The organism is Clostridium sp. CM042 (assembly GCF_055080995.1).
Map to the genome: position 1 here is coordinate 2,766,651 of NZ_CM143646.1, position 14,306 is coordinate 2,780,956.

Consider the following 14,306-nt stretch of genomic DNA (forward strand, 5'->3'; position numbering starts at 1 on the left):
TTTTGAGAGACTAATTTTAGTTAACTCTTAGGAGTTAGCTAATTAATAGTTTTTCTTAAAATGTTCTTTGAAAATTGCACAGTGAAAAAAGTTGTTTTAAAAAAATTAAAACTATGAAAATAGTTTATGAATTGATTTAATACAATTTCGCAAAATTAATATAACCGTCTATGTAAATAGACAGAATCAAGGTCAAGCTACAAAGGGCGCATGGCGAATGCCTTGGCACTAGGAGCCGAAGAAGGACGCGTTAAGCTGCGATAAGCTTTGGGTAGGCGCAAATAGCCTGTGATCCAAAGATTTCCGAATGGGGGAACCCACATAGTAACAACTATGTACTGCATACTGAATAAATAGGTATGCAGAGGTAGACCCGGGGAACTGAAACATCTAAGTACCCGGAGGAAGAGAAAGAAATATCGATTTCCTAAGTAGCGGCGAGCGAAAGGGAAAGAGCCCAAACCCAGGTCTTTGACCTGGGGGTTGAGGATAGATCATAAATACTGCAATTCCTTAATTGAAGATAGCTGGAAAGCTGCTCCGCAGAAGGTAATAGGCCTGTAAATGAAAAGGAAAAACAGTCAGATCTAATCCAGAGTACCACGAGACACGTGAAACCTTGTGGGAAGCTGGGAGGACCACCTCCCAAGGCTAAATACTACCTAGTGACCGATAGTGAAGAAGTACCGTGAGGGAAAGGTGAAAAGAACCCCGGAAGGGGAGTGAAATAGAACCTGAAACCGTGTGCCTACAACCGGTCGAAGCACTTTATATGTGTGACGGCGTGCTTTTTGTAGAACGAGCCAACGAGTTACGATATGTAGCAAGGTTAAGTACTTAAGGTACGGAGCCGAAGGGAAACCAAGTCTGAATAGGGCGTTGTGAACGCAAGTTCACGAAGTTGCATGTCGTAGACCCGAAACCGGGTGACCTATCCATGGCCAGGATGAAGCGGAAGTAAAATTCCGTGGAGGTCCGAACCACGTTGGTGTTGAAAAACCATGGGATGAGCTGTGGATAGCGGAGAAATTCCAATCGAACTCGGAGATAGCTGGTTCTCCTCGAAATAGCTTTAGGGCTAGCGTCGATTAATTGAGTAATGGAGGTAGAGCACTGAATGGGCTAGGGGCTGACAACAGTTACTGAACCCTATCAAACTCCGAATGCCATATACTTTTATTTCGGCAGTCAGACTGCGAATGATAAGATCCGTAGTCAAAAGGGAAACAGCCCAGACCATCAGCTAAGGTCCCAAAGTGTAAGTTAAGTGGAAAAGGATGTGGGATTTCTAAGACAACTAGGATGTTGGCTCAGAAGCAGCCACTCATTTAAAGAGTGCGTAATAGCTCACTAGTCAAGAGATCCTGCGCCGAAGATGTCCGGGGCTAAAACTTACCACCGAAGCTATGGGTGTACACAATTGTGTACGCGGTAGAGGAGCTTTCTGTACTGGCTGAAGTCATACCGTAAGGAGTGGTGGACGGTACAGAAGTGAGAATGTTGGCATGAGTAGCGAGAGTTAAGTGAGAATCTTAACGGTCGAAAACCTAAGGTTTCCTGAGGAAGGCTCGTCCTCTCAGGGTTAGTCGGGACCTAAGCCGAGGCCGAAAGGCGTAGGTGATGGACAATCGGTTGATATTCCGATACCACCAATGGACGTTATTAGAAATGGGATGACGCAGGAGGATAAGATGTGCACACTATTGGATGTGTGTCTAAGCATTTAGGCGGAGCAAGCAGGCAAATCCGTTTGCTCTTAACGCTGAGATGTGATGGGGAAGGGAATTTATTCCCGAAGTATCTGATTCCACGCTGCCAAGAAAAGTCTCTATCGAGGATATTGGTGCCCGTACCGCAAACCGACACAGGTAGGTGAGGAGAGAATCCTAAGACCATCGGAAGAATTGTTGTTAAGGAACTCGGCAAATTGACCCCGTAACTTCGGGAGAAGGGGTGCCTACGTAAGTAGGTCGCAGAGAATAGGCCCAAGCAACTGTTTAGCAAAAACACAGGTCTCTGCTAAAGCGAAAGCTGATGTATAGGGGCTGACGCCTGCCCGGTGCTGGAAGGTTAAGGGGATTACTTAGCGCAAGCGAAGGTATGAACTTAAGCCCCAGTAAACGGCGGCCGTAACTATAACGGTCCTAAGGTAGCGAAATTCCTTGTCGGGTAAGTTCCGACCCGCACGAATGGCGTAATGATTTGGGCACTGTCTCAACAACACATCCGGCGAAATTGTAGTGCAAGTGAAGATGCTTGCTACCCGCGATTGGACGGAAAGACCCCGTAGAGCTTTACTGTAGCTTAGCATTGAATTTCGGTATTGTCTGTACAGGATAGGTGGGAGACTGAGAAACATGGGCGTCAGCCTGTGTGGAGTCATCCTTGGGATACCACCCTGACAGTACTGAGGTTCTAACTGGAGGCCATGAATCTGGTCACAGGACATTGTTAGGTGGGCAGTTTGACTGGGGCGGTCGCCTCCAAAAAAGTAACGGAGGCGCCCAAAGGTTCCCTCAGCGCGGTTGGAAATCGCGCGAAGAGTGCAAAGGCAGAAGGGAGCCTGACTGCGACACTTACAAGTGGAGCAGGGACGAAAGTCGGGCTTAGTGATCCGGTGGTACCTCGTGGGAGGGCCATCGCTCAACGGATAAAAGCTACCTCGGGGATAACAGGCTGATCTCCCCCAAGAGTCCACATCGACGGGGAGGTTTGGCACCTCGATGTCGGCTCGTCGCATCCTGGGGCTGAAGTAGGTCCCAAGGGTTGGGCTGTTCGCCCATTAAAGCGGCACGCGAGCTGGGTTCAGAACGTCGTGAGACAGTTCGGTCCCTATCCGTCGCGGGCGTAGGAAATTTGAAGGGAGCTGTCCTTAGTACGAGAGGACCGGGATGGACAAACCTCTGGTGCACCAGTTGTCACGCCAGTGGCATCGCTGGGTAGCTATGTTTGGAAGGGATAAACGCTGAAAGCATCTAAGCGTGAAGCCCACCCTGAGATGAGATTTCCCATAACGCGTGTTTTTAACACAAGTTAGTAAGACTCCTGGAAGACCACCAGGTTGATAGGTTAGAGGTGTAAGCATGGTAACATGTTCAGCTGACTAATACTAATAAGTCGAGGGCTTGACCTAAATATATAATTAAAAGTAATGCGATATACTTCTTTCGTAAGAAAGAAGCAAGGCTTTGAGCGTGAGCGAAAAGACTAATTCACTGTGCAATTTTGAGAGAATATTTATTTTCTCAATCTAGTGATTATGGCATGAAGGTAACACCCGTTCCCATACCGAACACGAAGGTTAAGCTTCAATGCGCCGATGGTACTGCAGGGGTGACCTTGTGGAAGAGTAGGTCGTCGCTAGGTAATGTTCCGCGATAGCTCAACGGTGGAGCACTCGGCTGTTAACCGATAGGTTGAAGGTTCAAATCCTTTTCGCGGAGCCATTTTTATTTAAAGTATACAAAGCTAATTATTAGCTTTTTTTTATTTTTTGCAAAATTATAATAAATAATATACAAATTTTAAAAAATAGATATGAGCTTTAGTAATAATTTATATTTAGTTTAAATATATAATTAAGTATCAATAAATTTATTTTATTGATACTTTTATCTTTTTTAGAAAGTAACAAGCATAAAAAAATCAAAATGAAGTATTCGAAATATTTATAAAATTTAGTTATATATAAGGGTCTTTTTATTTAAAGGTAGAATATATGAATATATATCTACTGCAAAGCTAGGAGGTATCGTATATGAAAGAATATAAAAGCAAAAATTTAAGAAATGTAGGAATTGTTGGACATAGTGGTTCAGGAAAAACCACATTAATGGAATCAATACTATATTACACTAAAGCTATAGATAGATTTGGTAAAGTTGATGATGGTACTACAATTAGTGATTACGATATTGAAGAAAAGAAAAGAAAAACATCTATTGCTACATCAGTGGCTTTAAGTGAATGGGAAAATGTGAAAATAAACTTAGTAGATATGCCTGGATATTTTGATTATGAAGGAGAAATGATTGAGGGTTTAAGAGCTGTAGATATGGCAATGATAACTGTCTGCGGGGTATCAGGTATAGAAGTTGGAACTGAAAAAGCTTGGGAATATATCAATGACCATAAGTTACCTAGAGCATTTTTTATTAATAAGCTAGATAGGGAAAATAGTAATTTTCAAGTTGTTTTGCAACAGATAAAAGAAAAGTTTGGAATATCTGCAGTGCCAATTCAATATCCTATAGGTAGTGAAGAAAATTTTAGAGGCGTAATAAATGTCATATCTAGAAGGGCGCGAATATTTAATCCTAAAACACATGGGATGGAAGATAGCGATATTCCAGAAGAATTAATAGATAAAGTGGATGAGTGTAAACAGATGGTTATGGAAACAGTTGCTGAAACCGATGAAGTTTTATTAGAAAAATATTTTAATGAGGGGTCTATAAGTGAAGAAGAAATATATCAAGGTCTTATTAAAGGGGCTTCTATGGGTGAAATTGCACCTATAATGTGTGGAGCTGCTTTACTTGGTATAGGAATGAATACATTACTAGAAGATATGGTTGAATGTTTCCCTTCTCCAATTGAAACAACTCTGTACATTGCAAAAGATATAAAAAATAATAAATATACACAAGTCAAAATTGATGATACTGATCTATTCTCAGCAGTAGTATTTAAAACTATTGCAGACCCTTTTGTGGGTAAATTATCTATGTTCCGTGTTATTACTGGAAAAGCTAAAAGTGACACAATAGTATATAATATTAATAAAAATAAAGAAGAAAAAATAGGTGCTATGTATTTTTTAAAAGGTAAACAACAATTTCAAACTCGAGAAATTGAGGCAGGTGATATAGGTGCAGTTGCAAAGCTTCAATGCACGACTACTGGAGATACTCTTTGTGATAGAGGGAAACTAATAATGTTTGATACTATGGAGTTCCCACAACCAGTTTTTTCAAGAGCTATTGTAACTAAATCTAAAGGTGACGAAGATAAAATATCTAATGGCTTAACAAAATTGTTAGAAGAAGATCCTACATTCTCAATTTCAAGGAGCGCAGAGAATGCACAAACTATAATTTCAGGGTTAGGATCTACTCACTTGCAGGTTATAGTTAGTAAATTGAAAAATAAATTTGGAGTTGAAGTATCATTAGAAATTCCAAAGATTGCTTATAGAGAAACAATTAAAAAAACTTCTGATGTCCAAGGAAAACATAAAAAACAATCTGGAGGACATGGCCAATATGGTGATGTAAAGATTAAATTTGAGCCTAGAATAGACGGTGAAGATGATTTAGAATTTGTTGATGCAGTGGTTGGTGGAACAGTTCCAAGGCAGTATATACCTGCTGTTGAAAAAGGGCTAAGAGAATGCATTCAGCATGGTGTACTTGGAGGTTTCCCAGTTATAAGGCTTAAAACAACGTTACATGATGGTTCGTATCATGCTGTAGATTCTTCTGAAATGGCATTTAAAATGGCAGCGTCATTAGCTTACAAGAAAGGTCTTAAGGAATCAAATCCTGTTTTATTGGAACCGATTATGAATGTGGAAGTCACATGTCCAGAGGACTATATGGGTGATATTATCACGGATATAAGCAAAAAAAGAGGAAGAGTTTTGGGGATGGAGTCTGTTGAAAGAGGTCAAAAAGTCATAGGAGAGGTACCACAATCAGAATTATTTGATTATGCAACAGATTTACGCTCAATGACAGGTGCTAGGGCAAATTTTAGAGTCAAGTTTGAAAGATATGAAGAAGTGCCTCAGGATGGAATTGATAAAATAATTGAAGCTAGCAAGAACTTGGAATAGAAATAAAATAAAGAAATAAAACCATAGCTAGCTACGGTTTTATTTCTTTATTTTAACGACATTTCAGAAGGAAAGTCTCCCACTCCTATAAGTGGGAGTATAAATCTCCTTCTGAAGTCGTTAATATTGAAGCTCCGCAGGAGATGATTTAACGACATTTCAAGATGATTTAATTATGAATGTTTAGGTATAGAAAGAGAATAAAAGCAAATTATAATAATACGTATATTTTGCTCAAAATTACAAAACCTAATGTGAAATATAGTAGAGAGGGGAGAATTAAATGTCTGAATATAAATTAGACATTCCTGGAGAAATTAACTTAAGTGATTACAGTAGCATTCATGATTATATGGGCATAATAGAGCGAAATGATAAGTTCACAATTACTTCAAAAATGAAAAACGCGGAAGAAATGAAAATTTTATGTGAAATGTTAGAAAATAATTGTTTTACCGTTGTAACACAAGGAGATAAAGAAAATGGCGAGTACTATATCACATCACAAAAGGAAAGATAAAGATGAAATTAAGAGCAATTATGTAAGTAAGTTATTTACATAATATATCTAAGAGGCCATCACTATTAATATTTGAATATTTTAAAAAAACAAATTAGGAAATAAAACTTTCCAAAATTTGTTTTTTGAGTTTATAGGAAGTTATTAAGTAGAGTGCTATGTTATTATTAAAAATAATATATTTATAAAAATATACTGTTTTGTGTTTTTATATTATAAAACTTATCAGAAATTGTAAGCGATTAGGAGGGGGATTTAAAATTGGAAGTGTTTTGGATCAAGTAAAAATAGACAATTTATGTTTAGATATTGAAAGACAAGAGTTTAATATAGTAATGACCACATCACAAATGTTTGTTAAGGTTGTAAGGAGAGTGAAAGTATTAACATTAGATGTTATTATGATAAATGTATAATTATTAATTTTTTTGATTACGAAAAGGGTATTTCCATGCGGTATAAAGATAGAAAATATATAAATAGAAAAATATTACAATAGATAGTAAAATATGAAACACACTTTCAACATTGATATTCTTAGGATAAGATTGGATATAATTGGTCATAATTAAAGAAAGAAGTAAATCCATTGCAAGTGAGGTGTTTTAACATGATGTTTAATAAATTTACAGAAAGAGCACAAAAGGTTTTAGTATATGCTCAGAAGGAGGCAAAGCAATTAAAGCATGGTTATGTAGGGACGGAGCATATATTGCTAGGCATTTTAAAGGATGAAGATGGAGCATGTAAAAAATCATTGAATGATATGAAAATTTCGTCTGATGGTGTAAAGAAATTAGTAATGGAGTATGAGGGAGAAGGAGACATAGAAATGCGTATCAGCGAGATACCTCTAACTCCAAGAACAAAAAGGTTACTAGAACTAAGTCTTTTGGAAGCGAGAAATTTGAATCATAATTATATTAGTCCAGAACATATTTTGTTAGCATTGATTAGAGAAGAAGAAGGGGTTGCATATACAATTTTAGCTAATTTAGGAGTGGACTTTAATAAACTTAGAAATGCTATACTAAATGATTTGTGTTCTGAGGATACTCCAAAAGGTAGTTTATCAAAAGAAAAGCAAAAACAGGGTACTCCAAACTTAGACCGTTTTGGCAAAGACTTAACTGAGATGGCAAGACAAGGTAAACTTGATCCTGTTATAGGCAGAGATAATGAAACTCAAAGACTTTTAGAAATTTTATGCAGAAGAATAAAGAATAATCCATGCCTTATAGGAGAACCAGGCGTAGGTAAAACAGCTATAGCAGAGGGGATAGCGCTAAGAATAGCTTCCGGTAGCATTCCTGAAATTTTAAAAGACAAAAGAGTTATAACTTTGGATATATCCTCAATGGTGGCAGGTTCTAAATACAGGGGAGAGTTTGAGGAAAGGCTTAAAAAGGTTATGCAAGAGATAGTCGTCGCAGGAAATGTTATTATATTTATAGATGAAATTCATACCATCATTGGAGCAGGAGGAGCCGAAGGGGCTATTGATGCATCTAATATATTAAAACCAGCCCTCGCTCGAGGAGAACTTCAATGCATAGGTGCAACAACTATAGATGAATACAGAAGGTATTTTGAAAAAGATGCAGCACTCGAGAGGAGATTTCAACCTATAGTTGTAGGAGAACCAAGCAAAGAGGAAGCTGTTGAAATATTAAAAGGATTAAGAGATAAGTATGAAGCACATCATAGAGTAAAGATTACTGATAGTGCAATAGAAGCAGCTGTTACCTTATCACATAGATATATATCTGATAGATATTTACCTGATAAAGCAATAGATCTTATAGACGAAGCTGGTGCAAAAGTAAGAATTCAAAATTTAATTGCTCCACCAAATCTAAAAAATTTAGAAGAAGAAATAGATGGAATTTCTAAAGAGAAAGCTGATGCTATATCAGTGCAGGACTTTGAAAAAGCAGCTAAGATTAGAGATATAGAAAAACAATTAAAGGATAAATTATATAATTCAAAAAACAATTGGAAAACTCAAAATCAAGCGGACGAGCTAATAGTTACAGAGCTTGAAATTGCTAATGTGGTATCAAGATGGATTAATATACCTATAGAAAAATTGACTGAAAAAGAATCAGAACGGCTACTAAAGTTAGAAGAGGTACTCCACACGAGGGTAATAGGACAATATGAGGCAGTGAAATCCATTTCAAGAGCTGTAAGACGTGCAAGGGTAGGGTTAAAGGATCCAAAGAGACCTATAGGCTCTTTTATATTTTTAGGCCCTACTGGTGTAGGAAAAACAGAATTGTCTAAAGCTTTAGCAGATGCCATGTTTTGTGATGAAAATAACATGATAAGAATAGATATGTCAGAATATATGGATAAGCACACTGTTTCAAGGCTTATGGGTTCACCACCAGGATATGTAGGTTTTGATGAAGGTGGTCAATTAACTGAAAAGGTGAGGAGAAACCCTTATTCAGTTATACTTTTTGATGAAATTGAAAAAGCTCATCCAGACGTAGTTAATATTTTGTTACAGATATTAGAGGATGGAAGGCTAACAGATGGAAAAGGGAAAACAGTAGATTTTAAAAATACAGTAATTATAATGACATCAAATGTAGGCGCGTCTAGTATAAAAAAACAGAGGTCTCTAGGTTTCGATATAAAGGGTAATGAAGCAAGCTCTAAATATGAAAAGATGAAAGAAAATATAATGGAAGAGCTAAAACATTCATTTAGACCTGAATTTTTAAATAGAATAGATGACATTATCGTATTTCATTCGCTAGAACATGAAGATTTATATAAAATAGTAGAATTAATGCTTACGGTAGTAAAAGAGCGTCTTAAAGATCTCGAAATTGATATAACTTTTGATGAGGAAACTAAAAAGCATTTAGCTAAGGCGGGACTTAATACTACTTATGGAGCTAGACCACTAAGGCGAGAAATAACTAATACTGTGGAAGATAAGCTTTCTGAAGAAATACTTAAGGGTAATATTAATAAAGGTGATAATGTAAGTGTTCTTATGAAAAATAGTGAATTGATTTTTAAGACTTTATGTATTTGATGTTGTTTATATGTAGCAAAAAGTATATAATTATAGAAGCATAAATTTTTCTTTAAGCCACTCTTGAGTGGTTTTTTGAGTTGTATTAAAATGTAAGTTCTATTTTAATATTGCAGCTCCGCAGGAGATGATTTAATTGTTATTTATTTTCATGTGACTTATTAAAAATAAATTATTCTATAATATTACTGTTTAAACTAAAGATGTTTATGTTAATGTATTAGGGGAACTAAATACTAAATTTAGATGGGCCTTCTGGAGATTTAGGACTTGCTATTGCGCTATTGTCTAGCGTAAAAAGCAAAGCAATAAAGCTCGATAAAGCAATTATTGTAGGTGAAATAGGACTTACAGAAGAAGTAAGACCTATATCTCATTGCGAGAAAATAGTTAATGAAGCAAGTAAATTAGGGTTCAAAAACGATATTATACCAGAACGAAATGAAAAGAAAATTAATGCTAAGGATATTAATATTATAGGTACGGCTTCATTAAAAGATATTACAAGTAAGATTTTTTAATGGCACTATTTATTAAGTAGGGAGAAAAAGATGAGAGAAGAAAAAAGCAAGGAACTTATGAATATATTAAAAATAATGGCCCCTGGGACGACGCTTAGGGAAGGACTTGAAAATATTTTAAGAGCTAAAACTGGAGGGCTTATTGTTTTAGGAGACGGTAAGGAAATATTAGACATTGTAGATGGCGGATTTCGAATAAATGCGGAATATAGCCCTGCTTATGTATATGAACTAGCGAAGATGGATGGAGCCATAGTAATAAGCAGTGATTTGAAAAAAATATTATATGCTAATACTCAGCTCATGCCAAGCCCTACGATACCTACTTTTGAAACAGGAACAAGGCATAGAACAGCTCAGAGGATAGCTAAGCAGACTGGGTATGCTGTTGTTGCAATATCACAAAGAAGAACCATCGTAACTGTATACAAAGATGATATAAAATATGTTTTAAGAGATAGTAGTATTGTTTTAGCAAAGGCAAATCAAGCTATTCAGACATTAGAAAAGTATGTTTCAGTTCTTGAGCGAGTAGTAAGTAATCTGAATCTTTTAGAATTTCAAGATTTAGCAACCTTGTTTGATGTTATTTCAGCAATACAAAGAACAGAAATGGTTATGAGAATAGTTGGTGAAATTGAAAGGCATATATGTGAACTAGGGAATGAGGGTAGACTAATTTCAATGCAACTAAATGAGTTAATTAGAAGTGTTGAGGAGGATGGAATACTCTTAATAAGAGATTATTGTAAAATTGGTATGGATTATACGCAAATGTATAGACAAATAGAAAATATGAGTTCTGAAGAACTCATGGATTTAGATTTTATTTCTAGGATTATTGGATATATAGGTGTTCCATTAGTAGATACGCTAATTTCTCCAAGAGGATATAGAATGCTTGGTAAGATACCTAGAATACCTGCAAATGTTATAGAAAATTTAGTTAAGCACTTTAGAGAATTAAAAGCTACAATGGAAGCTTCTTATCAACAACTTGACAGTGTAGAAGGTATTGGGGAAGCAAGAGCTAAAGCTATTAAAAATGGGTTAAGGAGGTTAAAAGAGCAATTTATGTTAGACAAGCAAATATAGCATAAAATAAGTTTTAACTTATTTTATGCTATATTTTCTAACGCATAGTATATTTACCTAAGGTACTAATTTTGTTATACTCTTTTAAAAGAATATCATATAAATTTAAGTCTAAAAGATTACATAAAGAGGCAATGTAAAAAAGGTTGTTTCCTAATTCTTTTTCTAAGACTTCTCTACAGTTTTCACAAAGATTACCTTGCATGTGGGTATCGAGTGAAGCACTAAGGATATCCAAATCTAAATCATCTATATCGGTAGGAGTGTATTGCTTTTTTGCTCCCACGCTAATACAGCCACAATTGGTAACAGATTTTGCAACAGCTCTATTAACTCTAGCTTGAGACTCTTGAAGTTTAGTAATTATATCCAAAATGCTTCTATGTCTTAATAGGGACTCATCCACAGAATTTTGAAAATTATCAAAAATACAATCTTTCATTAAGTTCAACTCCTTTTAATCATTTAAGTAGCTATACTATCTTTATTATAGGATTTGCATTATGTTTTTGTCAATAAATTAAGTACGCATTTAACCTTATGAATATATAATAAATCAACAGGAGTTTTATTAATAGGGGGAGTGTTATGTTAAATATTGGCCAAAAAATATTTGTAGCATATTATGGTGCTGGGTATATACAAAATATAAATAGTGAAGAATTATATAATATAAAATGTAAATATATAAATATATATCTTTTATTAGATAATATGAATTTTATGATTCCGATAGATAAAATTGAGACACATAATATAAGAGATATTTCAAATAAAGTAGAATTAGAGACAATTTTAAACACAATATCAAATGGTCCTAATTGTATAGAGAGTAATTGGAATAATAGATATAGAATTAACAAGAAAAAAATTCAAAGTGGTAATATTCTAAAAATGTGTGAGGTAATTAGAGATTTATATTATTTAAAGGAGAAAGATATGCTTCCACCGGGTGAGCTAAAGATTCTAGAAAGAGTTGAAGGTATGGTAGCCAGTGAAATAATGTTAGTTTTTGAACTTAATATGGAACAAGCATTATACAAAATAAGGGATTTAGTTTAACAAATTGTTAATTCTATGGGATATTTTATTGAAATGCACAAGTTTATAGTATATATTAGATAATAACAGGATATAAATCCAAATAAGTGTTAATAATTTAGAAGGAGGTGAAATTTTTTGTTGAAAAAAATTTTAAGAGGACTTTTTACAATCATAGGACTAATTTTAGGGTACTTAATAGGGGAGATACTTCTAAGTACAAGCTATTTAGGTGGGCTTAATTATTTTAAAAATGGTGCAATTCAAGGAATAATATTCATTATTTTTTCTGCTTTAATATTTGGATTTATTTTATTTTTAATATCTCCTATAATCATATCTTTTATAATGAAGTTTATGGATCATGTGGAGAAAAGCACACAAAAAATGCCAACTTCTCAAATTATTTTTGGTACAGGAGGAGCAATAATAGGTCTTGTAATAGCATCTTTGTTTGCGGGATTATTTAAATACCAATCTCTTATATGGAATATTATTGCTGTTATTTTTACTGTTATAATGGCAGCTTTAGGAGCAGATATTTGCACTAGAAAAAGAGATGAAATATTATCTTTCTTTACAAGCATTAAAAGGAAAGATGGATTCAAAGATAAGAAAACCAAAGGATTTACTAATGAAAATCCTAAGGTGCTAGATACATCAGTAATAATTGATGGTAGAATATTTGATATTTGTCAAACGGGTTTTGTTGAAGGCCCACTAGTAATACCCACTTTTGTATTGGAGGAGCTTAGGCATATAGCTGATTCATCAGATGGGCTTAAAAGGAATAGAGGCAGAAGAGGATTAGATATACTAAACAAAATTCAAAAGGAATTAAATATTGAAGTTGAAATTTGGGAGAAAGATTTCCCCAATATTGCAGAAGTGGATAGCAAACTCCTGAAGTTAGCTCAAGTTTTGAATGGAAAAGTAATTACTAACGATTTTAATCTTAATAAGGTAGCTGAATTCCAAGGAGTTCCAGTTTTAAATATTAATGAACTTGCAAATGCAGTAAAACCAGTAGTTTTACCAGGGGAAGAAATGAAAATTCAAGTGATGAAAGATGGAAAAGAATCGGGCCAAGGGATAGCTTATTTAGATGATGGCACAATGATTGTTGTTGAAGGTGGAAGACGATATATTGGTGAAAATATAGTTGTTATTGTAACATCAGTACTTCAGACGGCAGCAGGTAGAATGATTTTTGCTAAAAATAAGGATTCTTTAGTAAAAAGTTAGTCATATTATGTGAGTAAGTTTTTTATGAGTAGAAACTGTGCCATTGTATTTATTCATGATGGGGCTAGAACATTTATAAACGAATATGGTATAAGCCGTTAATATTGCAACGCCTTCGATGATGATTTTACAGCATCTTCGATGATGATTTTACTATTGACAGTAGCACATTTAATGTGTATATTGGTTAGTAACTATAAAAAATATTAAATGTAAATTAAGTATTAGGTTGGGAGACTTTCAAAGTTTTTAACCTGTTTCGGAGCTGTAGCAAAACTACCGGTAGCATAACCGTTAAAAAATGAGTGCAAATTTAGGTGGTACCGTGATAAAGCTCGCCCTAAAACAGGGTGAGCTTTATTATTTTTTTGATATTTTTTATTTTAAATGTGTATCATGTAAATAATAAATCCGAAGATAAAAGTGGTAAGAGGTAAGGATGAGGTAAGACCGTAGTAATTACATTAATATAGAAATACCTATAACAATAAGAAGTAGCAGCTGTGCTATAGGGCACCATACAATGGCTTTTTATAATAGAGATGTCTAATAGTTAAAAAGGAGAATAAGCATGGAATTTAATATGCTAAAGGGTAAATTTACAGTAGAACAAGTTAAACAGATAAACCCACTAGTTCTTGCATTAGTTGGAGATGCAGTTTATGAGGTATTTATTAGAACCTATCTTGTGGAAAAAAATAGAGATATGAATGCTCATAAAATTCATATTAAAACAGTTGCACATGTAAAAGCGCATGCACAAAGTGAGTATATGAAATTCTTTATAGAAAATTTAAATGAAGAAGAGCTTAGTATATTTAAAAGGGCTAGAAACTCCAAAAGCGGCACTACGCCTAAAAATGGAGATTTAAATGAATATAAATGGGCTACAGGGTTTGAAGCTTTAGTGGGTTTTCTATATTTAAGTGAAAAGAAAGAAAGGCTAAACCATATTTTGGAGAAAATTATAGACCACGATTTGGGGGATAAGTAATT

General features: G+C 34.8%; 10 protein-coding genes, 1 tRNA gene and 2 rRNA genes. 12 read left to right on the forward strand and 1 reads right to left on the reverse strand.

Annotated features, from left to right (window positions below; genetic code table 11):
* Positions 1-190: 190 nt before the first annotated feature.
* The 9 genes from ACWJJ7_RS13205 (at position 191) to disA (ending at position 11,024) form a co-directional block, all read left to right on the forward strand.
* Positions 191-3,133: ribosomal RNA gene (locus tag ACWJJ7_RS13205) — 23S ribosomal RNA — on the forward strand.
* 116 nt (positions 3,134-3,249) lie between these two features.
* Positions 3,250-3,366: ribosomal RNA gene (rrf, locus tag ACWJJ7_RS13210) — 5S ribosomal RNA — on the forward strand.
* Positions 3,367-3,371: 5 nt separating this feature from the next.
* Positions 3,372-3,446, forward strand: a tRNA-Asn gene (locus tag ACWJJ7_RS13215).
* Between the two features lie 311 nt (positions 3,447-3,757).
* A complete protein-coding gene (gene fusA / locus ACWJJ7_RS13220) occupies positions 3,758-5,836 on the forward strand; it encodes an elongation factor G (protein ID WP_462962500.1) in 2,079 nt (692 codons plus the stop codon).
* 283 nt (positions 5,837-6,119) lie between these two features.
* On the forward strand, positions 6,120-6,356 hold the full coding sequence (locus ACWJJ7_RS13225) for a hypothetical protein (RefSeq protein WP_462962501.1): 237 nt from the start codon (positions 6,120-6,122) through the stop codon (positions 6,354-6,356).
* Between the two features lie 272 nt (positions 6,357-6,628).
* Positions 6,629-6,772, forward strand: a complete 144-nt coding sequence (locus tag ACWJJ7_RS13230) for a hypothetical protein (RefSeq protein WP_462962502.1) — start codon at positions 6,629-6,631, stop codon at positions 6,770-6,772.
* A gap of 194 nt (positions 6,773-6,966) precedes the next feature.
* On the forward strand, positions 6,967-9,408 hold the full coding sequence (locus ACWJJ7_RS13235; protein WP_462962503.1) for an ATP-dependent Clp protease ATP-binding subunit: 2,442 nt from the start codon (positions 6,967-6,969) through the stop codon (positions 9,406-9,408).
* 284 nt (positions 9,409-9,692) lie between these two features.
* Complete coding sequence (locus tag ACWJJ7_RS13240; RefSeq protein ID WP_462962504.1) at positions 9,693-9,929, forward strand: hypothetical protein; 237 nt, start codon at positions 9,693-9,695, stop codon at positions 9,927-9,929.
* 30 nt (positions 9,930-9,959) lie between these two features.
* On the forward strand, positions 9,960-11,024 hold the full coding sequence (gene disA, locus ACWJJ7_RS13245; RefSeq protein ID WP_462962505.1) for a DNA integrity scanning diadenylate cyclase DisA: 1,065 nt from the start codon (positions 9,960-9,962) through the stop codon (positions 11,022-11,024).
* Positions 11,025-11,061: 37 nt separating this feature from the next.
* On the opposite strand, the gene ACWJJ7_RS13250 is transcribed toward disA, so the two are convergent.
* Complete coding sequence (locus tag ACWJJ7_RS13250; RefSeq protein WP_462962506.1) at positions 11,062-11,466, reverse strand: nucleoside triphosphate pyrophosphohydrolase family protein; 405 nt, start codon at positions 11,464-11,466, stop codon at positions 11,062-11,064.
* A gap of 146 nt (positions 11,467-11,612) precedes the next feature.
* Between ACWJJ7_RS13250 and ACWJJ7_RS13255 the strand changes: the two genes are divergently transcribed.
* From ACWJJ7_RS13255 to ACWJJ7_RS13265, 3 genes are all read left to right on the forward strand, one after another.
* Entirely contained in the window at positions 11,613-12,086 is a 474-nt protein-coding gene (locus ACWJJ7_RS13255; protein ID WP_462962507.1) for a CarD family transcriptional regulator, read from the forward strand.
* A 117-nt stretch (positions 12,087-12,203) separates the two neighbouring features.
* Entirely contained in the window at positions 12,204-13,310 is a 1,107-nt protein-coding gene (locus ACWJJ7_RS13260; protein WP_462962508.1) for a PIN domain-containing protein, read from the forward strand.
* Between the two features lie 571 nt (positions 13,311-13,881).
* Positions 13,882-14,304: a Mini-ribonuclease 3 gene (locus ACWJJ7_RS13265; RefSeq protein ID WP_462962509.1), complete on the forward strand. Its 423-nt coding sequence runs from the start codon at positions 13,882-13,884 to the stop codon at positions 14,302-14,304.
* Positions 14,305-14,306: the final 2 nt, after the last annotated feature.

Excerpts from the sequence above, each read along its gene's own strand:
- fusA (WP_462962500.1), top strand. The coding sequence starts at position 3,758 with ATGAAAGAATATAAAAGCAAAAATTTAAGAAATGTAGGAATTGTTGGA.
- ACWJJ7_RS13250 (WP_462962506.1), bottom strand. The coding sequence starts at position 11,466 with ATGAAAGATTGTATTTTTGATAATTTTCAAAATTCTGTGGATGAGTCC.
- ACWJJ7_RS13265 (WP_462962509.1), top strand. The coding sequence starts at position 13,882 with ATGGAATTTAATATGCTAAAGGGTAAATTTACAGTAGAACAAGTTAAA.
- ACWJJ7_RS13225 (WP_462962501.1), top strand. The coding sequence starts at position 6,120 with ATGTCTGAATATAAATTAGACATTCCTGGAGAAATTAACTTAAGTGAT.
- ACWJJ7_RS13235 (WP_462962503.1), top strand. The coding sequence starts at position 6,967 with ATGATGTTTAATAAATTTACAGAAAGAGCACAAAAGGTTTTAGTATAT.
- ACWJJ7_RS13255 (WP_462962507.1), top strand. The coding sequence starts at position 11,613 with ATGTTAAATATTGGCCAAAAAATATTTGTAGCATATTATGGTGCTGGG.
- disA (WP_462962505.1), top strand. The coding sequence starts at position 9,960 with ATGAGAGAAGAAAAAAGCAAGGAACTTATGAATATATTAAAAATAATG.